This window comes from Kouleothrix sp., from assembly GCF_046328425.1.
Classification (GTDB): Bacteria; Chloroflexota; Chloroflexia; order Chloroflexales; family Roseiflexaceae; genus Kouleothrix.
This window is the reverse complement of sequence record NZ_JAXLWP010000015.1, coordinates 65,321-84,967: the sequence shown is the minus strand read 5'-3', so window position 1 is coordinate 84,967 and position 19,647 is coordinate 65,321. Positions and strand designations below refer to the sequence as shown.

The 19,647-nt window shown below is 67.0% G+C and carries 14 protein-coding genes and 1 pseudogene; 9 read left to right on the top strand and 6 right to left on the bottom strand.

Annotated elements, in window-relative coordinates; all coding sequences use genetic code 11:
* Window positions 1-157: 157 nt before the first annotated feature.
* The 6 genes and pseudogenes from U0177_RS15290 to U0177_RS15265 all read right to left on the bottom strand — a co-directional run bounded on the left by U0177_RS15290 (window position 158) and on the right by U0177_RS15265 (window position 9,248).
* On the bottom strand, window positions 158-1,216 hold the full coding sequence (locus U0177_RS15290; protein ID WP_409571506.1) for a lactonase family protein: 1,059 nt from the start codon (window positions 1,214-1,216) through the stop codon (window positions 158-160).
* Window positions 1,217-1,310: 94 nt separating this feature from the next.
* Window positions 1,311-2,489, bottom strand: coding sequence for a mandelate racemase/muconate lactonizing enzyme family protein (locus U0177_RS15285; RefSeq protein WP_409571505.1), 1,179 nt, complete (start codon window positions 2,487-2,489; stop codon window positions 1,311-1,313).
* Between the two features lie 210 nt (window positions 2,490-2,699).
* The gene (locus U0177_RS15280) at window positions 2,700-3,536 is read right to left on the bottom strand and encodes an NAD-dependent epimerase/dehydratase family protein (protein ID WP_409571504.1); all 837 of its coding nucleotides are present in this window, start codon (window positions 3,534-3,536) and stop codon (window positions 2,700-2,702) included.
* A gap of 53 nt (window positions 3,537-3,589) precedes the next feature.
* On the bottom strand, window positions 3,590-4,375 hold the full coding sequence (locus U0177_RS15275; protein WP_409571503.1) for a FadR/GntR family transcriptional regulator: 786 nt from the start codon (window positions 4,373-4,375) through the stop codon (window positions 3,590-3,592).
* Window positions 4,376-4,398: 23 nt separating this feature from the next.
* Window positions 4,399-5,868, bottom strand: coding sequence for a PQQ-dependent sugar dehydrogenase (locus U0177_RS15270; RefSeq protein WP_409571502.1), 1,470 nt, complete (start codon window positions 5,866-5,868; stop codon window positions 4,399-4,401).
* A gap of 76 nt (window positions 5,869-5,944) precedes the next feature.
* Window positions 5,945-9,248: pseudogene (locus U0177_RS15265) on the bottom strand (DUF5107 domain-containing protein).
* Between the two features lie 277 nt (window positions 9,249-9,525).
* On the opposite strand from U0177_RS15265, the gene U0177_RS15260 reads away from it, so the two are divergent.
* From U0177_RS15260 to U0177_RS15220, 9 genes are all read left to right on the top strand, one after another.
* Window positions 9,526-11,448, top strand: coding sequence for an ABC transporter substrate-binding protein (locus U0177_RS15260; protein ID WP_409571501.1), 1,923 nt, complete (start codon window positions 9,526-9,528; stop codon window positions 11,446-11,448).
* Window positions 11,449-11,527: 79 nt separating this feature from the next.
* Window positions 11,528-12,526 (top strand): ABC transporter permease, encoded by a 999-nt coding sequence (locus tag U0177_RS15255; RefSeq protein WP_409571500.1) that lies wholly within the window; start codon window positions 11,528-11,530, stop codon window positions 12,524-12,526.
* Window positions 12,527-12,536: 10 nt separating this feature from the next.
* A complete protein-coding gene (locus U0177_RS15250) occupies window positions 12,537-13,436 on the top strand; it encodes an ABC transporter permease (protein WP_409571499.1) in 900 nt (299 codons plus the stop codon).
* 7 nt (window positions 13,437-13,443) lie between these two features.
* Window positions 13,444-14,409 carry an ABC transporter ATP-binding protein gene (locus tag U0177_RS15245; protein WP_409571498.1) on the top strand — a complete coding sequence of 322 codons (966 nt, stop codon included), beginning with the start codon at window positions 13,444-13,446 and terminating at the stop codon, window positions 14,407-14,409.
* Window positions 14,410-14,411: 2 nt separating this feature from the next.
* Window positions 14,412-15,422: an ABC transporter ATP-binding protein gene (locus U0177_RS15240; protein WP_409571497.1), complete on the top strand. Its 1,011-nt coding sequence runs from the start codon at window positions 14,412-14,414 to the stop codon at window positions 15,420-15,422.
* 109 nt (window positions 15,423-15,531) lie between these two features.
* On the top strand, window positions 15,532-16,446 hold the full coding sequence (locus tag U0177_RS15235) for a dihydrodipicolinate synthase family protein (protein ID WP_409571496.1): 915 nt from the start codon (window positions 15,532-15,534) through the stop codon (window positions 16,444-16,446).
* 8 nt (window positions 16,447-16,454) lie between these two features.
* Window positions 16,455-17,273, top strand: a complete 819-nt coding sequence (locus tag U0177_RS15230; RefSeq protein ID WP_409571495.1) for a carbohydrate-binding family 9-like protein — start codon at window positions 16,455-16,457, stop codon at window positions 17,271-17,273.
* Window positions 17,274-17,497: 224 nt separating this feature from the next.
* A complete protein-coding gene (locus U0177_RS15225; protein WP_409571494.1) occupies window positions 17,498-18,472 on the top strand; it encodes a hypothetical protein in 975 nt (324 codons plus the stop codon).
* Entirely contained in the window at window positions 18,469-19,626 is a 1,158-nt protein-coding gene (locus U0177_RS15220) for a mandelate racemase/muconate lactonizing enzyme family protein (RefSeq protein WP_409571493.1), read from the top strand. The genes U0177_RS15225 and U0177_RS15220 overlap by 4 nt, the downstream gene beginning before the upstream one ends.
* The last annotated feature ends 21 nt before the right edge of the window (window positions 19,627-19,647 follow it).

Here is a 19,647-nt window from a genome sequence, read left to right as displayed (position 1 = left end):
CCTTTTTACCACGATATACGTAGCTAACCGGTTTTGTGCCTGCGGCAGCATGGTACTTGCTCTTTTCTGTGCTCGGTTTTTCCGCGCAGCGCGGAAAAACCGAGCACAAGCAGATCACACAGATTTTCTATGCGCGCTGTATGATCCCACCGCTCGGCTACACAAACAGCACGAACGAGGCCGCCGGTACAGCAAGCAGCTCTGCCGCCGCGCCGATCGGGCGCTCTTCGGCCAGCGGTAGCGCGGCCACCGCGCCGCTGTACTGGTTTGCCGCCAGCAGCCAGCCGCCGCCCGGTGCCAGCGCGAAGTTGCGCGGCCAGTTGCCGCCGCACGGCGCGATGCCCGCAAGCGCCAGCCTGCCATCGGCGCCAATATCGTAGGCTGCGATGCTGTTGTGGCCGCGATTCGAGGCGTACAGCCGCCGCCCATCGGCCGACACGTGGATGTCGGCGACGTAGCTCTCGGGCGCGCCCGCAGGCAGCGTCGCGATCGTCTGCAGCTCGTGCAGCGCGCCGGCCGGGCCGTAGGCAAACACCACCACGGTGTTGCCGAGCTCGGTTCCAACATAGGCATAGCGGCCGTTGGGGTGGAAGGCCAGGTGGCGCGGGCCGGCGCCGGGCTGGATGGCCACGCGCGCGTGCTCTTCCAGCGCGCCGCTATCTGCGTCGAGCCGGTAGAGCACCAGCTGGTCGATGCCCAGGTCGGCCACGATCACAAACTGGCCGTCGGGCGTGAACGTGGCCGAGTGCGCGTGCGGGCCTTCCTGGCGCGCGGTGTTCGGGCCGCCGCCGGCATGCTGCGCCAGGTGCGCCAGCGGGCCAAGCGCGCCGTCGCCGCCGATCGGCAGCACGCCCACGCTGCCGCTGCCATAGTTCGACACCAGCAGCCAGCGCCCGCTCGGGTCGATCGCCAGGTGGCACGGCCAGTCGCCGCCGCTAGGCTGGGAGTTGATCGGCTCGAATGTGGCGGCGTCGCGGTCGAAGCGCAGCGCCCACACGCCGCCGGGCGCGCCGCTGGCCTGGCTGGTCTCGCTGGTGGCGAACAGCCAGCGCCCGTTCGGGTGCAGCGCCAGGAACGACGGGCTGGCCACGCCGGCGCACGCCGCGCGCTGGCTCAGCGCCCCCGAGGTCGAGTCGAACTCCAGCAAGAAGATCCCCGGCGCGTCGGCCGCGGCGTAGCTGCCGGCCAGCACCAGCCGTGTTTCGGAAAGAACCATCGCGTTCTCCTGATTGCAGTTGCAGGCTGGCAGGTTTATCGGCGGTAACCCTCAGCCTGCGACCATGCGAACGTTCAAATCTGAAGCTCGGCCTTCACCAGTTCGTCACCGAGCCGTCGGCGCGGCGGTAGTGCGGCGCCTCCCAGAACTGCCAGCTGTGCTGCTGGGCCAGCTGCTCGTCGAAGTCGATCCCCAGGCCGGGTGTGTCGGGCACCGCGAAGCCGTTGCCGTCCAGGCGTGGCTGGGTCGGGAACAGCAGATCGGCGTCGTTGATGCCGTTCTTGCCGTAGTACAGGTTCTCCGACTGGGTGACGCGCACTTCGAGCCAGGCGAAGTTCGGCACTGCTGCGGCCATGTGGATGGTGGCGGCGGTGCACACCGGCCCAAGCGGGTTGTGCGGCATCAGGTCGATGTAGTGCGCCTCGGCCCAGCCGGCCACCTTCATCGCCTCGGTAAACCCGCCGACATTGCAGATATCGACGCGCGCAAAGTCGGTGAGGTGCTGCTCGATGTAGGGCAGGAACTGCCACTTGCTGGCGAACTCCTCGCCCACGGCGAATGGGATGTCGGTGAGCTTGCGCAGCGCCGCGTAGGCCTCGGGCGTCTCGTCGCGGATCGGCTCCTCGATGAAGTCGAGCGTGCCGCGCGGCATGCGCTGGCAGAACGAGGCGGTCTCGGCGATCGACAGGCGGTGGTGGTAGTCGATGCCCAGCGTCAGCGCGCCGCCCACTTCGGCGCGCGCGCGCGCCAGCCACTCGGCGGTGTAGGCGATGCTCTCGCGCGGCTCGAACACCGCCGGATCGCTTGGCGGCGCGGGCAGCAGCGGCATGGTGCGGATCACCTTCCAGCCGTGCTCCCACAGCATCTTGATGCTGGCAAGCATCTGCTCGCCCGTGCCGCCGGCCGCTGTCGCGAAGCACGGGATGCTGTCGCGATGCTTGCCGCCCAGCAGCTGGTACACCGGCACGCCAAGCGCCTTGCCGGCGATATCGTGCAGCGCGATATCGATCGCGCTCTGCGCCGCCAGCAGCACGCGCCCGCCCTCGAAATACTGGCTGCGGTACAGCTCCTGCCAGATCCGCCCGCGCTGCAGCGGATCCTTGCCGATCAGAAACTCGCGGAAGTGCTTGAGCGCGCCGATCACCGCCAGCTCGCGCCCGCTCAGCCCGGATTCGCCCAGCCCGTAGATGCCCTCGCTCGTCTCGACCTTCACGACGAGCTGGTTGCGGTTGCCCACCCACACCGGGTAGGGCTTGATGTCGGTGATACGCATCGACTTGGCTCCAGTTGTACTATCGCGAAATTGCAGGACGTCCACAGATGGCACCAAATTCGCTTGATGACGTACACTTTGGTGGGGGTTTGGGGGCGGCTTCGCCGCCCTCAAATTTCTTTTTGTGTTGCACGACGTGGCGAAGCCACGTCGTGCAACACAATCTATGCGTGATCAAGCGAACAGCGTATGACACAGCCGAGCGATTATTTACTCGCTGCTATGACTCCAGCCGAGCAGCCGCTCGGCTTTGGAGCAGTCGAAGAAGCTGCGATGGTCGCTCAGGTCGCCGCGCACCGGCACGTCGGCGTAGTGCTGGCGCGCCAGATCGAGCGACGGCTCGGCCATGGCGGTGTTTGGCGCAGCAATATAGAACACCTCGTGGCCCTGGAAGTCGGCGGTGATCGCCAGCAGGCAGGCCCGGCTGGCCTCGGCCAGCAGCGTGTAGGCCCACAGGTGGCGCACGCCGCCGGGGCCAAAGTACGCGGTGCGCTCGACAGCCTGCTGGCGGCTCTCGACCAGCCAGTGAAAGCGCAGGCTGGCGATGCGCATCTGCTCGTAGCGCCGTGCGAAGGCATCGGCCTGCTGCTCGAGCACCCACTTCGAGAGGCTGTACGGGTCTTCGGCATACGTCGGGTGCTGCTCGTCGAGCGGAAAGTAGTCGTAGCGTGGCGCGCGGCTGAACGCCCCGCCGATCGCATTGATCGACGAGGCCAGGCACACGCGTGTAATGCCGAGCGTGGCCGCCGCGCTCAGGGCATTGTAGCTGCCGGCGGTGTTCTCGGTGTACACCACCGTGTCGGGGCTGCCGCCCGGCGAGCGGTGCGCGGCCAGGTGGATCAGCGCGTCGCAGCCGCGAATAGCCGCGACGATCTGGCCGAAGTCGCGGGTGTCGGCCACCATATGCTCGGCGCGGCGGGCCGGCCAGGTGGTTGGCATGGGCGGCAGCGCGCGGTCGATGCTCACCACCGCGTGGCCCTGCTCGAGCAGGTACGCCACCAGGTTGCGGCCGAGGTCGCCGCTGCCGCCAGTTACAGCGATTCGCATAGTTGCTCTTTCTTCGATACCCCGCCGCGTACAAGCGCATTGGGCGAGCGGTGCTACAGTGGTTTCGGGAGCTTCGGCGGGCTGCGACCTTCCGAGGCTCCCTGGTGGGCGTGGCTCTCGGCTGCCAGCACGCCGCTGAGCGTATCGTTCATATGCGCCAGCATCAGCAGCCGCGCCTGCGCCGCGCTGCGGCTGCGCAGCGCGTCGGCGATCAGCAGGTGGTAGCGCACCGCGCGCGCGGTCATCCCCGGCTCGAGCGAGGTCAGCTGGCGGCTCTCGAGAAACAGGTCGTTCACGCTCTCCATCATGCGGAACAGGATCGGGTTGCGCGCGGACTGGGCGATCCGGCGATGGAACTGCACATCAGGCTCGACAAAATCAAGCCCGCGCAGCGCCTCGTCCTCCATCTCTTTCGCCAAAGCCTCGATCTCGGCCAGCTCGCCGTCGGTCGCGCGCTCGGCCGCCAGCGCCGCCAGCTCGGGCTCGATGATCCGGCGCGTCTCGGCCAGCGCCAGGATCAGGCCGGTGCCAAGATTTTGAAAATAGTGCGACAGGTCGGTGGTTGGCCGCCAGCCGGTAACGAACACGCCACGGCCGTGCTCGATCTTCACCAGCCCGATCGACTGGAGCGAGCGCAGCGCCTCGCGCACCGACCCGGTGCTTACCTCCAGTGTTTTCGAGAGCTGGCTGATGCTGGGCAGTCGCTCGCCCGGCAGCCACTCGCCGCGGCGAATACGCTGCTTGAGGTCGTCGAAGATCACCTGGAACACCGGGTTGGCATGCGCGAGCAGCTCGGCCGACGCGGCCGGTTCGAGGTTCGCTGGCGGATCTCGTGTCATAGCTTCACTCTGCGCCCCTGCGCCTATGTGAATGTCAGCTCCCAGAGCGCGCTGTTGTTGCTGAACTCCAGCACGTACAGGCGGTTTTCGATCATCACCGCGTCGATCGGGTTTTTGAAGTCGCGCGCGATCTGCTCGGCGGTGGCGCTGTAGTTGTCGCCGGCTTTGGTCAGCGTCAGGTGCAGCAGATCCTGGCCTTTGTCTGTGAGCGTGCCGCCGGCCGCGCCCCAGCTGAGCATAAACGCGCTGAGCGTGTCGCCGCTGCCGCGCAGGCTTTCGGGCAGCTTGGGATCGGTTGCAAACACCAGGCCCAGCGGCGAGCGGTGCGGCGTGAAGGTCGTGAGCGTGGTGCCTTCTTTGGCGGCGTCGTGGGCCTGGCCGTCGTCGCTGCGGAACTGCACCGCCGCCGGCCCGTGGTTCACCACCGGGTCGGTGAATGCGCCGGGCGGCTTGGGAAAGGTCGGGTCGTTGCGGTAGGCGCCGATCTGCACTGCGGTGAAGTCGGGCTGGAGCCGCTTGTCTTTGCTTGCGTCGTAGCTCGCGAGCTGCTGCGGGTTGTCCTGGCTGCCGAAGCGCCACGGAAAGCCGTAGTGCCGGCCCTCGCGCAGCCAGTTCAGCTCGTCGGGGTAGTCGGCGTCGGGGCCGTTATCGCCGGCGAACAGATCGCCGTTCGGCGCGAACTCGAGGTCGTACGAGTTGCGCGTGCCGTCGGCGAACAGGTACGGCTGCAGCGCCTGCTCGTTGTTCGGCAGCCGCAGGTTGCTGGCGTCGGCCGGCAGCCGGAAGATCGCCGAGGTGACCGGCACCTCGCGGGTATTCGGGAACGCCGCGCCATTGGCCTCGACCTCGCCGTGGTCGGTGCGCGAGCCGCTGTTCAGAAACACGTATTTGCCGTCGGGGCTCACGGCAATGCCGTTAAAGAGGTGATCGAACGGCGTGTTGCTGAGCGGGTACGAGCCGGTGGCGGCGAAGGTTTGCCAGCTGAAGCCGCCGCCACCGGGCGTGCCCTTGCGCACCAGCGCCTGGGTGCGGGTGGTGCCGGCCTTGCGGTTGCCCACCACGAACAGCGCGCCGTCGGGCGCGAAGGCCATGCCCGAAGGCACCGCGTCGGTGAAGATTGCGGTGCTTTCCGCCAGCTTGGCCACCGCGCCGGGCGGGCCGAGCGTCACGCGGTACAGGCCCTGGGCCGCGTTCAGGATGTACAGGTTGCCGTCGGCCGGGCTGCGCGCCAGCCGGATGCTGCCGCCCTCGACATCGGCCACCTTGCGCAGCGCGATGCCGTCGCGCAGCAGCGTCGGCCCGCCGGCGATCGGCTGGCGCGCGACTGCGGCCTTGGTGGGCGTTGGGGCCGTCACGGCGGTGGGCTCCGGCGGCGCGGCGGTGGGCGCGGCCGCGCCGGCCTGGCAGCCGGCCAGCAGCAGCGCGAGCGCCAGCGCGCTCGTGCGGGCGCGCCAGCGGCCGGGCGCCTGTAGTTGTGAGTACCTGCTTGTCATTCTGTGTTGCCGTTTCTGTCGCCGGCCGCCGCGTGGCGGCCGGCGATGTACAAGGGCCTGCCACAGCAGGCTTCCGCTACGCGCCACCCAGCCCCACCAGCAGCTTCGAATGCATCAGCGCGCCCTGATGGTTGGCGTCGAGCGCCAGCACCGCGCCGAACTCCTGCTGCGCGGCCGCGGCCTCGCCCAGCCCCAGCCGGCCCAGCGCGATCATGTAGTGGCAGTGAATGCGGTTGCGCAGCGCCAGGTCTTCGTCGAACACCAGAAACGTCGGCAGCGACACCGCGAAATAGTCGATCGTCGCCGGGTCGTCGCGGTGCGCCTGGCCGTAGGCCACCAGCCGCTCGAACAGCTCGCGCGCCTCGTCGGCGCGGCCGAGCGCGCGCCGCGCCAGCCCCTGGTAGAAGATCAGGTCGGGCGGCTGGTCGTTGTAGTACATTACCGAGGTCGGCTCGCCCGCGCCCAGCGCCGCGCGCTCGAAGCATGCGCGCGCCCCGGCGGCGTCGGCCATGCCTGCGCGCGCCAGCCCGAGGTAGAACTGCACATTGTTGGCCTGCGCGTTCGGCAGGCGGCCCTCGCCCAGGCTGTGCGGGTAGTCGAGCGCGCGCTCCAGCAGCTCGGCGGCGTGGGCGTGCTCGCCGGCGGCGAGCAGCGCATCGGCCCGGCCCAGCAGGCTCAGCACATACTGCCCGGTGGCCTTGCCCTCGCCGCCTTCCCACGGGTGGAACTGGCGCGCCAGCAGTGCGGCCAGCGCCTCGGCGTAGCGACCGTGCATGTTCAGCAGCGTGATATATTCGATCGTCAGGTCGTCGCGCTGCGCTACCAGGCCGGCGTGGCGCTCCAGCCGCGCCAGCCGCTCGGCCGGCGGCGCGTTCAGCCGGCGCTCGAGCTGATCGAGCTCGAACAGCACGCGCGCGTCGGCCGGGTTGAGCGCAAAGGCGCGGGCGTAGGCCGCGCGCGCGCCGTCGGCGTCGTGGCGCTTGTTGAAGTAGGCCAGCCCGAGGTTGCGGTGGGTGGTGGCGAACTCAGGGTCGCGCGCGCGCGCGCGCTCCCAACAGCCGATCGCCTCGTCGTAGCGGCGGTGGGCGTACCAGAAGTTGCCCAGGTAGTACGGCGCGCGCGCGTCGGCCGGGCTCGCGGCGATCGCTTGCTCGAGCGCCGGCACGCTTTCGAGCCGGTGCGGGAAGCAGTAGTCGGGCGGGCGCGCCGCCGCGCGCGCCAGCGCATCGGCGGCGGCGGCCGCGTCGCCGGCCTGGGCGTAGCACTCGGCCGCAAAGTACAGCGCCAGCGGGTCGTCGCCGGGCGCGCTCGAGCAGCGCCGCCGCCTCGGCCCACATCCCGGCGTGGCGGTAGTCGAGCGCCAGCTCGATGGCGCTGTGGGCTGTCAGCGGCACGCGCGCGGCCGGCGCGCGCCCTAGCAGCTGCTGCTCGTGCAGCGCGCCCAGGTCGAGCGGATCGAGCTCGATCGCCAGCTCGGCCGTACGCTGCGCCTCGTCGGCGCGGCCCAGCCGCCGCAGCAGCGCGATCGTCAGGTGGCGCGCCTGGTGGTGCGACCAGTTGCGGCGCAGCGCGCTGGCGGCCAGCTCCAGCGCCTGTTCAAAATTGCCGGCGCGCGCGGCAAGCCGGGCCAGCGCGAAAAATGCCGCGTCCTGCCAGGCGGCGTTCCAGGCGGCCTTGTAGAACGCGTCAAACGCCGCGGCGTCGCGGCCCTGCATTGCAAGCGCCAAACCCAGGTTATAATATGGCTCGCCATCGTAGGGGTTCGGGTTGCGCCGCGTCAGGCTGGCGATCGCCGCGCGAAAAAACGGCTCAGCCGCCGCGAACTTGCCGCGGCGGTACAGTAGCAGCCCCATAGCGTTGTTGCAGCGGCTGTCGTGCGGGTCGCGCCGCAGCGCCTCTTCGTAGTACGGCTCGGGCGCGTAGGTGGCGTGGCGGTACTGCTCGAGGTGCAGCCCGTTGAGAAAAAGCTCTTCGTTTGATATAATCTCGGCCGGCGGCTTGGCCGCGCTGGCCGGCGCCGGGATGGGCGCCCGCGTATCGGGCGGCGGCGTGAACGCCAGCAGCTCGCGCCCGCTTGCGGCGTCGTGGGCGCGCAGCGTCAGCTGCTCGGGCCGCGTGTCTGCGGGCAGGGCGACCGACTCGGCCAGCACCTGATCGGGCGAGAGCTCGGCGGTGGCTTCCCAGAGCCGCGCGCTTCCCGCCCCGGCATTGTGCCACAGCTCGGCGCGGATGCCGCGCGGGCTGGTAGCATAAACGCCAACCCGCGCCGTGCCGCCGGCGCATTCCAGGCGCAGCACCACATCACGGCTGGCGTTGGTCGCCGGCCCGATCAGCTTATACGGCATGAAAATCTGGCTGAAGCGCTTTTCCTCGCCCGGCATCAGCCACGAAAAATCGGGTTGGTTGTCGGTAAAGGCGCCGCACATAAGCTCGATGTACGGCCCGTCGTCGTCGGTCAGCTGGCGATCCCAGGCCCGGCCGAAATCGCTGTTGCCCCACGTCCACTGTTTTTTACCAGGCACCAGGTGATGGTCGGCCACGTGCAGCATGCCCGCCTGGCGCCCGTGGTCGTAGTCGCCGACGAAGTCGAAGTCGGAGTGGTAGGCCATATACGATGTCGGCACCGGGATGTTCTTGTAGCGCGAGATGTCGGTGCCGGGTGCGTAGTTGACCTTGTAGTACGTGCCGGTGGCGATCGGGAAATCGCTCACGTCGCGCTTGCCGTGGTCCGTCACCGCGTGCACATCCGGCGGAAACACCGACTGGTAGTCGTCGTTCACGTGCACCGCCGGGTTGGCCCACCACAAAAACGACTGCGGCGTGCCGGTGCGGTTGTAGAGCTGGACGCTGATCTCGAGGTAGGCCCGGCCGGGGTAGAGCGTGAAGCCGTGCATGCCCTTGGTAAAGAACATGCGCTCGATCTCCGAGCACCACAGCGTGGCGCTGCCGTCGGCGCCGTGGATGATCCGCCAGTCGAGCGGCGCGAAGGTGCTGGGGCGATGGTGCTGCGGCCAGTTGAACTCGATCCCGCCCGAGATCCACGGCCCGGCCAGGCCCACCAGCGCCGGCTTGATCACCTGGTTGTAGTAGATGAAATGGTAGCCGTTGGTCTTGTCGAGCGCCATCTGCACCCGGCCGCCGAGCTCGGGCAGGATCATGATCTTCAGGTAGCGATTTTCGAGAAACACCGCGGTGTAGGGCTGGTTCGCGCGCTCGTCGAAGACGCGATCGACGACCGGGTGCGGGTACACCACGCCGCTGCTGCCCTGGTACACGCGCTTTTCCAAAAACATGGGGTTTTTGTCGGGCTGGCCGGTGCCATACGAGGGGATGCTGACCGTCTCGGCCCACGCCCGCACTGTGTCGCGCGATGCACTCATACCAGCAACTCCACAACTGATCAAATGACTTGGCCGCACTGCGTGTGGAGCACCGGTTTGAAATCGGTTTCGAAAACCTGCCACATCGCAGTTGACAGCAAGCCGCACATCGCCTAGAATTATAAACGCCCCGTCAAAAAAAGGCAAAGTGAACAAGCAGCGTAAGGAGGTGTTGCCAAGAAGCACTGATCAGATCACTCTCCCCAGCGAACGCGATGGTGGCATGCAGATCGATCAATCCAGCCGATCGACTACTCCAATGGAGGAGACGCAAACCATGACCAAGCTCAAGTTTCTGATCATTCTGGCCGTTACGATGATGGTGCTGGCGGCGTGTGGTGGCGGCACTCCGGCCGCGCCCGAGGCCACGCAGGCACCTGCTGCCCCGCAAGCGACTCAGGCGCCCGCCGCCCCTGAGGCGACTCAGGCTCCCGCTGCCGAACCCACCAAAGCGCCCGAGGCCACTGCGGCTCCTGCCGCCGAGCCGACTGCGGCCGCGACCGCCGAGCCCGGCCCGCTCTCGGCTGGCCCGCTCAAAGACGTTCCGCGCAATCGCACCGTCAACCTCGGCTGGAGCATCAGCTCGCCGATCGGCGTGACGAACCCGTGGGCCGTGCCTGGTTACACCCACCAGGAAGGCAACGCCTTCCTGTGGGAGCCGCTGTACTACTTCGGGATCTTCGCCGACAAAGACATCCCGTGGCTGGCCGACAGCATGGAGTACACCAAGCCCGACTTCACCGAGCTGACGATCAAGCTCAACAAAGACGCTGCCTGGAGCGATGGCACGCCCGTGACCGCCGACGACGTGATCTTCACGTTCGAAGGCCAGGCCAAGAATGAGAAGCTGGCGTACCACGCGCAGTTCGACCAGTACCTGAAGGAAGTCAAGAAGGTCGACGACAAGACCGTGGTCGTCACGTTCAAGATCCCCGCGCCGCGCTTCAAGTTCGAGGTGCTGACGCTCAAGTTCGACACCGGCATCCCGATTGTGCCGGCGCACGTGCTGAGCAAGCAGGCCGACGTGAACGCCTTCGCCGGCGGCCTCGAGATGCCCCACTCCGGCCCGTACAACCTGGTGCAGTGGGACAAGAACCAGAAGATCTTCGACCTGCGCGAGGACTGGTGGGCGGTCAAGGCCGGCCGCGAGGCGCTCCCCGAAGTCAAGCGCATCGTCATGGTGAACATCGGCGGCCAGGTTGGCCAGAACATGGACATCGTGGTGCAGCGCGAGGTCAACAACGAGTTCGACGCCATCCTGGACGTGCGCTCGTCGGTCGCCAAGCAGCTGCTCGACTCGAACCCCAAGATCACCTCGCACACCGGCAACGAGCCGCCGTTTGGCTACCTCGACTGGTGGCCCAACTCGCTGTGGATGAACACCCAGATCGAGCCGTACAACGACCCGAACGTGCGCAAGGCCCTGAGCCTGGCGATCGACCGCGACAAGATCGACGAGGTGGTGTACGACGGCGCGAAGGTCTCGACGATCTATCCGTTCCCGCTGTACCCCGGCCTGCAGAAGTTCGTGGACCAGCCAGCCGTCAAGGCGCTGGAGGCCAAGTACAACCCGCGCGAGTTCAACCTCGACAAGAGCGCCCAGCTCATGACCGCGGCCGGCTTCACCAAGAACGCCGACGGCCTGTGGGAAAAGGGCGGCAAGACGGTCAACGCCGTGATCAACGGCTTTGAGGGCATCCACTCGGACATCGTGCCGGTGCTCGTCGAGATGCTCAAGACTGCCGGCTTCGACGCCAACGTCAACTTCGGCACCGACGCCTACCAGAACATGGCCGACGGCAAGCCCGGCCTGTACATGTTCGGCCATGGCGCCAGCCTGAAGGATCCGTACGCCGCGTTCGAGCTGTTCCACAGCCGCTACAGCGCGTCGGTGGGCACCTCGGCCGGTAACAACCGCTTCTCGCGCTACAAGAACCCCGACTACGACAAGCTGCTCGACGAGATGGCCCCGCTCGGCAGCGACGATCCGAAGTTCCAGGCCGACGCGGTCAAGCTGCTCGAGATCTACTGGAAAGACACGATCGACATCCCGATCATCCAGTGGCTGCACCGCATCCCCTACAACCAGACCTACTGGACCAACTGGCCGACCAAGGCCAACGTCGCCGGTGGCACCAACGGTGCCTTCTGGGCGCACACCGGTATGCTGGTGATCACCCAGCTCAAGCCGGCCCAGTAAGGACCTGACCGGTTGCCGAGCGGCGCCCATACGGGCGCCGCTCGGCAACCGATTCGCCTGGAGTGCAAAGGATACCATCGTGAGCGCTAGAAGAATCATCCAACGGCTGCTGTTCCTTGTGCTGGTGGTGTGGGCCGCCTCGACGATCACCTTCTTCATCCCGCGCCTGTCTCCCAAAAACCCGATCCGCGAGCGCTTCGCCCAGCTGGCGCGCACCGGCGGCTTCTCGCCCGGCGACCTCGAAAAGATCATCGCGTCGATGAACACCAAGTTCGGCCTCGATAAGCCGCTGCTGCAGCAGTATACCGAGTATATCGGCAGCATCGCGCGCTTCGACCTCGGCGTGTCGCTGAACCAGTTTCCGAAAACCGTCTGGGATCTGATCGCCGAGTCGCTGCCGTGGACGATCACGCTGCTGCTTGTCACCACCGTGCTCTCGTTTGTGCTCGGCAACCTGCTGGGGGCAGTGGCGGCCTGGCCGCGCGCACCGAGCTGGCTGCGGGCGATCGCGACGCCGTTTGTGCTGCTGCAGGGCGTGCCGCCAGTGCTGCTGGCGCTGTTTCTGCTGTTCTTCATCGCGTTCCGGCTCAAGCTGCTGCCGCTCGGCAGCGCCTACTCCACCGGGCGCATCCCCGACTGGTCGTTTTCGTTCATCCTCGACGTAGCTCGCCACCAGATCCTGCCGGCGCTCTCGCTGATCTTCGGCACGGTGGGCGGCTGGGTGCTCTCGATGCGCGGCATGGGCGTGACGATCCAGGGCGAAGATTACGTGAACTTTGCCGAGCACAAAGGCCTCAGCGGCTATACGATCTTCCGCAACTACTACTTGCGCAATGCGCTGCTGCCGCAGGTGACCGGCCTGGCGCTGGCTCTGGGTAATGTGGTGGTGTCGGGCATTGTGGTCGAGCAGTTCTTCGGGCTGCCCGGCCTTGGCCAGGTGCTCTTTGCCGCGATCCAGTCGAACGACTTCCTGGTGATCTACGGCATTGTGCTCTTCATTACTATTGCGGTCGCGTCGCTGATGGTGCTCGTAGAGCTGCTCTACCCGCTGCTCGACCCGCGCATTCGTGAGGCATAGAGAGGCCAGGATGACAACGATTGCCATTCCCCAACCCCAGGTACAGCAACCCGGCCGGCTTACGCTGCTGCTGCGCTACCTGCGCCGCAACAAAAGCCTAGTGTTCGGCCTGCTGATCCTGCTGTTCCTGATCAGCTTCACAGTGTTTGGCCTGCTGACCGTGGACACCAAGCAAGCCTACCCGCTGTCGGTGCGCTCGAAGCAGCCGCCGAGCTTGAAATACCCGCTTGGCACCGATTTCTTCGGCCGCAACCTGATGGCCGCGATGGTGGTGGGCCTCTGGCAGACGGCGGTGATCGGCCTGCTGGCCGGCGGCGTCGGCACGCTGATCGGCGTGGTGCTGGGCTTTATCTCGGCCTACTTCGGCGGCCTGATCGACGCGCTGATCAAAGGCATCTGCCAGATCCTCACGCCCATCCCGGCATTCCTGCTCCAGGTGGTGATCGCCGGCTCGCTCGACAAGCGCTCGGTGACGATCTACACCATGGCGGTGGTGGTGCTGCTGCTGGCATGGATGGGGCCGACGCTGGTGATCCGATCGCAGGTGCTCTCGATGAAAGAGCGCCAGTTTGTTTCGGTGGCGAAGCTCTCGGGGGTGGGCGATGTGGGGATCATCTTCGGCGAGATCTTGCCAAACCTGCTGCCGTTCATCGCTGCCGCGTTTGTGAACCAGGTGTTTGTGTCGCTGTTCGCGTCGCTGTACCTCTCGGTGCTGGGCCTTGGCCCGCTGCGCGAGCCGCTCATGGGCAATCTGATCTGGGCTGCGCAAGGGCAGTCGGCCTTTTTCAATGGCTGGTGGTGGTGGCCGGTTTTCCCGGCGCTGGGGCTGGTGCTGATCTTTAGCTCGCTGGCGCTGATCAATATGGGCCTCGACGAGCTGGCAAACCCGCGCGTGCGCAGAACGGAGTAGTGCATCCATGAACCCGGTTCTCCAAGTAATTGATCTCCAGGTTTCGTACTACACCGACACCGGCCGCGCGATTGCGCTCAACGGCGTGACGCTCGCGCTTAGTGCCGGCGAGAAGCTCGGGCTGGTGGGCGAGTCGGGCTCGGGCAAGAGCACCATGGCGCTGGCGATGATGCGTATGATCAAGCCGCCCGGCCGGATCGAGGGCGGCCAGGTGATCGTCGGCGATACCGACCTGACTAAGCTCTCGAATGACGACATGCTCAAGGCGCGCCTCAGCAAGATCGCCTACATCCCGCAGGGCGCCATGAACTCGCTTAACCCGGTGATGCGCATCGGCGACCAGATGGCCGACGCGATCCGCGCCCACGACCCTAAGGCCGATAAGTTCGCCGTCGAAGATCGCTGCGTCGGCGCGCTCGAGTCGGTCGATCTCAAGCCGTCGGTGTACAAGATGTACGCGCACGAGCTCAGCGGCGGCATGAAGCAGCGCGTCTGCATCGCGATCGGCATTCTGCTCAAGCCCCAGGTGATCATCGCCGACGAGCCGACCAGCGCGCTCGACGTGGTAACGCAGCGCCAGGTGATGGAGACGATCGACCGCGTGCAGAAGCAGATCGGCGCAGCCGTGATCCTGATCGGCCACGACATGGGCCTGATGGCCCAGTTCGTCGATAAGGTGGCGGTGATGTACGCCGGCCGCCTGGCCGAGATGAGCACCGTGCGCCAGATGTTCACGACCCCGGCGCACCCGTATGCCCAGGCGCTGATCAGCAGCCTGCCGAGCCTCGACAACAAGGGCGTGTTCCAGGGTATTCCTGGCCTGGCGCCCTCGCTGCTGCGCCTGCCGAGCGGCTGCGCGTTTCACCCGCGCTGCCCGCACGCGATGGATGTGTGTACAACAAAACGCCCCGAGCTTGAGACGTTGGACGATGGGCGGCGCGTGGCGTGCCATCTATACCCCGAAAAGGCTTGAACATGCCAGATTTACTAGAGCTGAAGAACGTCACCAAAACCTACTCGCGCGGCGTGCTCTCGCGCACTTCCACCACTGCGCTCAACGATGTGTCGCTCAAGCTCGCCGAGAACGAGCCGACGATCATGACGGTGGCGGGCGAGAGCGGCAGCGGCAAGACCACCCTGGCGATGCTGCTGCTGGGCTTTATCACGCCAACCTCGGGCCAGATCCTGTACCAGGGCCAGGATATCAGCCGGCTCAGCGGCGCAGCGCGCGTGTCGTTCCGGCGCGAGGTGCAGGCGGTATTCCAGGATCCGTTTGCGGTGTTCAACCCGTTCTATACGGTCGACCACCTGCTGACGGTGCCGATCAAGAAGTTCAAGCTGGCGAAAAACAAGGCCGAGGCGCGCGACCGCATGGAAGAGGCGCTGACGGCGGTGGGCCTGCGCCCCGAAGATATTCTGGGCCGCTTCCCGCACCAGCTCTCGGGCGGCCAGCGCCAGCGCATCAACGTGGCCCGCGCGCTGGTGCTTAAGCCCAAGCTGCTGGTGGCCGACGAGCCGGTGTCGATGGTCGACGCCTCGCTGCGCGCGAATATTCTCGAAACGCTGCGCAGCCTGCAGCGCAACCATGGCGTCTCGATCATCTATATCACCCACGACCTCACCACCGCCTACCATATCGCCAAGTCGATCATTGTGCTGTACCGCGGCTCGGTGATGGAGGCCGGCGATGTCGACGCGGTGATCAAAAACCCGCAGCACCCGTATACGCGCCTGCTGATCGACTCGATCCCCTGGCCCGACCTCAGCCGCCGCTGGGGCGAGACTGAGATAAAGGCCAGGGAGTCCGAGGGCGCTAGCCACGGCGAGGGCTGCAAGTTCGCGCCGCGCTGCCCGTTCGCCATGGAGCAGTGCGTCACGCCGCCGCCGCTGTTTCAGCTGAACAAGCACCAGGCGACGTCGTGCTACCTGCACGCTACCAGCCCGCAGATTGCCTCTGAGCAGCTCTCGGAGCTGCTGCCGGTATAAGAGCCTGTTTGAAAAGGCGGTGCGCGAGGGGCTATGCCCCTCGCACTTCACTGGCGGGTGGCGGCCATATTCGTGGCCGCCACCCGCCAGAAGCTGGATCGCGGTGGCTATGCCGAAACAGATACACGGGATCGTGCCGATCGTCGCCGCGCCGTTCAGCGAAACCGGCGCGCTCGACGAAGATAGCTTTGTGGCGCTGGTGCGCCACCTGCTGGGCAGCGGCGCGCGCGCCCTGACGCTGTTCGGGCTGGCGACCGAGTTCTACAAGCTCGCCGACGCCGAGCGTGCGCGCATGCAGGCGCTCCTGCTGGCCGAAACCGGCGCCTCGCCCGACGTGGCCGGCGTGATCTCGATCACCGACCATAGCTGGGAGGTTGCGGCCGCGCGCGCCCGCGCCGCCGAAGACCAGGGCGCCGACGCGCTTATGCTGCTGCCGCCATTCTTCCTCGGGCCGGGCGAAGATGCGATCATGACGCACCTCAGGCGGGTGATCGGCAGCGTGCGCATCCCGGTGATCGTGCAGTACGCGCCGGCGCAGACGGGCGTGCGGATTGCGCCGGAGGTGTTTCTGCGGCTGCGCGACGAGCTGCCCAACGCCGATTTCGTGAAAGTCGAAACCCAGCCGCCCGGCCGCTATGTCGCGCAGCTGGTCGAGCGCTCGGCCGGGCGCCTGGGCGCGCTGGTGGGCTACGCCGGCGTGCAGATGCCCGACGTGCTGGCGCGCGGCGCGGTGGGCATTCAGCCGGGCTGCTCGTTCACCGAGGTGTATGCCGAGCTGTGGCGGCTGTGGCACGCCGACCCGGCCGGCTTCGCGGCGCTCCATGCGCGGCTGCTGCCGTATATCAGCTATTGGATGCAGGGCGTCGAGCTGATCGTGCGGGCCGAAAAGCTGATCCTGAAGCGGCGCGGCATTATCGCCAGCGACTACTGCCGTAGCCCGGCCTACGCGCTCGACGCGCGCGAGATCGCGCAGGTCGAGCAGTTTCTCGACGAATTCGCCGCCTGGCTCGGGCCAGGCTCGTGAGAGCGCCTATGCCGCCCGCCGACTACACTTGCTACCGCACACGCACCCCGCCCGCGCTCGACGGCCGGCTCGATCACGCGGCCTGGCAGCGCGCGCCGCGATCGCCGCGCTTTGTCGATATGGTCACCGGCGAGCCGGCGTTCTTCGACACGCGCGCCGCCGCGCTGTGGGATGAGCACAACCTGTACGTCGGCTTCTGGATCGACGAGCCGTTTGTCGAGGCGCACCTCACCGAGCGCGACTCGCTGATCTTTATGGAGAACGACGTCGAGGTGTTTATCGACGGCGGCGACTGCTACTACGAGTTCGAGATCAACGCGCGCGGCACGATCTACGAGGTGTTTTTTATCTGGCAAGATGCCTACACTCGTGGCAGCCGCTTTGACGTGCCCGAGTTCGACCTGCTCGGGCGCAAGGCGCTCTCGTTCGCCGGCAACTACGATCGCAGCGGCCAGAGCTTCTGGTGGGGCACGCACCCGCGCGGCGCGCGCTGGGCGTTTGTCGATTGGGATTTCCCCGGCGCCCGCAGCGCCGTGTTTGTCGATGGCACGCTGAACGACCGCTCGGTCGTCGACCGTGGCTGGCGCGTCGAGCTGGCGTTCCCGTGGGCCGACATGGGCTGGCTTGCCGGCGAGCGCGCGCTGCCGCCGCGCGACGGCGATGTCTGGCGGATCTTCTTTGGGCGCTTCGAGAAGCTGGGCGTGGCCGGCGCGCTGCCCGAGCCACAGCCGGCTTGGTGCTGGACGCCGCACGGCTCGCTCGATACCCACATCCCCGAGCGCTTCACACACGTTCAGTTCTCGTCGCGCTACGTCGACGAGCTTTAGAACCTGCCAGAAAGAGCGGCGTTTGGAGAGGCCTCGTCCCTCCAAACCACCCTTTGCAGACAGCTTCTTAAGGTACTTGCCATCCTGCTGTATGCGGTTCTTCTGCGCCGAGCGTGAAAAAGCCGCACACCGATCCGTCATCAGGGCGCGCTCTGCCGAAGGCGGAGCGCGCCAGGCGCGTAGCTCCTGGGTGCTTCTGGCGATTGTTGAAGAAGACTGCCGATATGCGTGATGTTGTAGTTACTCGTGGCAACGTCGAGGGCTTCGAGGCGCTTGAGGCCGACACCGGCGCGCTGGCCGTGTCGATCGTGCCCGAGCTGGGCGGCAAGCTCGGCAGCCTGCGCGACGGGCGCTCGGGCCGCGAGTGGCTGTGGCGGCACCCGCGCCTGGCCTACCGCCGCGTGCCGCACGGCGCGGTGTACACCGCCGTGGCCGACACCGGCGGCTGGGACGAGTGCTTCCCCAGCGTGTCGGCCTGCGCCTACCCATCGCCGCCCTGGCAGGGCGCGGCAGTGCAGGATCACGGCGAGCTGTGGGGCCAGACCGCCGCGCTCGCGATCGAGCAGGCCGATGGCGGCGTGAGCATCGGCGCGCGCTGGCACGGTATCGCGCTGCCCTACACCTTTGAGCGCACGATCCGGCTGGCGGCGGGGTCGGCGCGCATGCGGCTTGAGTATGCCGTGGCGAATACCGGCGACGCGCCGCTGCGCTGGATCTGGTCGGCGCACCCGCTGCTGGCGATCGAGCCGGGGATGCGCCTGCTGCTGCCGGCGGCGGCGCGCTTCCACGGCGTGCGCTTCACCCCCGGCGGCGTGCTGCACGAGCGCGGCCTGAGCTTCCCGCTGAGCGTGCCAGGGCGCGCTGGCGTGGTGGACCTGACGGCGCTGCCCGAGCGCAATGCCGGCGCGGCGATCAAGCTGTGGAGCGAGCCGCTGGCCGAGGGCTGGGCGGCGCTGCGCGCGCACGACGGCGAGCTGCGCATGCGCTGGGATGCCGCGCTGCTGCCGCAGGTGGCCGTGTGGCTGAACCTCGGCGCGTTCGGCCTCGACGGCGGCGCGCCATACTACAACCTGGGGCTCGAGCCGTGCATCGGCGCGCAAGACTCGCTCGCCGACGCGGTGACGGCGTACAATCTGTTTGAAGAGCTGCCCGCCGGCGCACGCCGCACATGGTGGCTGGAGGTTGAGCTAAACGTATGAAGATCACCAACGTGACAACCTATATCGTCGGCAATGCCTGGAAGAACTGGGTGTTCACGCGCGTCGATACCGACGCCGGCCTGCATGGCATTGGCGAGGCTACGCTCAACGGCTTCGCCAAAACCGTCGAGACCGCCATCCACGAGCTGAAGCAGTTCGTGATCGGCCAGGAGCCGTTCGATGTCGAGAATCACTCGCTGCGCTTGTTCCGCGAAGTGTACTCCGACGGCGGGCAGATCCAGGGCGCGGCGCTGGCCGGGATCGAGTTCGCCTGCTGGGATATCATGGGCAAGGCCACCGGGCAGCCGGCCTACAAGCTGATGGGCGGGCGCTGCCACGAGCGCCTGCGCGTGTACGCGAACGGCTGGTACCGCGGCCCGCGCGAGCCGCAAAGCTTCCACGACAAGGCCAAAGACGTGGTGGCGCGCGGCTATACCGCGCTCAAGTTCGACCCGTTCGGCCCGGCGTGGCGCGTGGTCGATCGCGCCGACTTCGGCCTGGCGATCGAGATCATCGCCGCCGTGCGCGACGCGGTAGGCCCGCATGTCGACATCCTGGTGGAGGGCCACAACCGCTTCAGCGTGCACACCGCGCTGCAGTTCGCCGAGGCCATGGCGCCCTACCACCCTAGCTGGTTCGAGGCGCCGGTGCCGCCGCAGCGCATCAGCGATATGGTGGCAGTGGCGCGGCGCAGCCCGGTGCCGGTGGCCTGCGGCGAAGACTACTACTGCGCTCAGCAGTTCGGCGAGCTGCTGTCGCACGGCGCGGTGCAGATCATCCAGCTCGAGCCACAGTACCTAGGCATCACGGTGTCGAAGCAGGTGTGCGGCATGGTCAACGCCTACAACGGCGTGACCGCCCCGCACAGCGCGCAGGGGCCGCTGTGCTCGCTGGTGTGCGCGCACCTCAACACCGCCACGCCCAACTTCTTCATCCACGAGATCTTCGACGAATTCAACGACGATTGGAGCGCCGAGATCCTGACGAACCCGATCGTCGTGCGCGATGGCTATATCGAGCTGAGCGACGACCGTGTGGGATGGGGCACCGACCTGAACTACGACGAGATCGCCAAACATCCGTATAACCCGAACAACTTCCTGCCGCTGTTCCGCGCCGGCTGGGAGCGCCGCAAGCCGGTCGACCAATTGTAATCACCACAGAGGCACAAAGGG

What these genes read in the sequence shown, in the direction of transcription:
- U0177_RS15290 (WP_409571506.1), bottom strand. Translation starts at nt 1,216, where the DNA reads ATGGTTCTTTCCGAAACACGGCTGGTGCTGGCCGGCAGCTACGCCGCG.
- U0177_RS15285 (WP_409571505.1), bottom strand. Translation starts at nt 2,489, where the DNA reads ATGCGTATCACCGACATCAAGCCCTACCCGGTGTGGGTGGGCAACCGC.
- U0177_RS15280 (WP_409571504.1), bottom strand. Translation starts at nt 3,536, where the DNA reads ATGCGAATCGCTGTAACTGGCGGCAGCGGCGACCTCGGCCGCAACCTG.
- U0177_RS15275 (WP_409571503.1), bottom strand. Translation starts at nt 4,375, where the DNA reads ATGACACGAGATCCGCCAGCGAACCTCGAACCGGCCGCGTCGGCCGAG.
- U0177_RS15270 (WP_409571502.1), bottom strand. Translation starts at nt 5,868, where the DNA reads ATGACAAGCAGGTACTCACAACTACAGGCGCCCGGCCGCTGGCGCGCC.
- U0177_RS15260 (WP_409571501.1), top strand. Translation starts at nt 9,526, where the DNA reads ATGACCAAGCTCAAGTTTCTGATCATTCTGGCCGTTACGATGATGGTG.
- U0177_RS15250 (WP_409571499.1), top strand. Translation starts at nt 12,537, where the DNA reads ATGACAACGATTGCCATTCCCCAACCCCAGGTACAGCAACCCGGCCGG.
- U0177_RS15245 (WP_409571498.1), top strand. Translation starts at nt 13,444, where the DNA reads ATGAACCCGGTTCTCCAAGTAATTGATCTCCAGGTTTCGTACTACACC.
- U0177_RS15240 (WP_409571497.1), top strand. Translation starts at nt 14,412, where the DNA reads ATGCCAGATTTACTAGAGCTGAAGAACGTCACCAAAACCTACTCGCGC.
- U0177_RS15235 (WP_409571496.1), top strand. Translation starts at nt 15,532, where the DNA reads ATGCCGAAACAGATACACGGGATCGTGCCGATCGTCGCCGCGCCGTTC.
- U0177_RS15230 (WP_409571495.1), top strand. Translation starts at nt 16,455, where the DNA reads ATGCCGCCCGCCGACTACACTTGCTACCGCACACGCACCCCGCCCGCG.
- U0177_RS15225 (WP_409571494.1), top strand. Translation starts at nt 17,498, where the DNA reads ATGCGTGATGTTGTAGTTACTCGTGGCAACGTCGAGGGCTTCGAGGCG.
- U0177_RS15220 (WP_409571493.1), top strand. Translation starts at nt 18,469, where the DNA reads ATGAAGATCACCAACGTGACAACCTATATCGTCGGCAATGCCTGGAAG.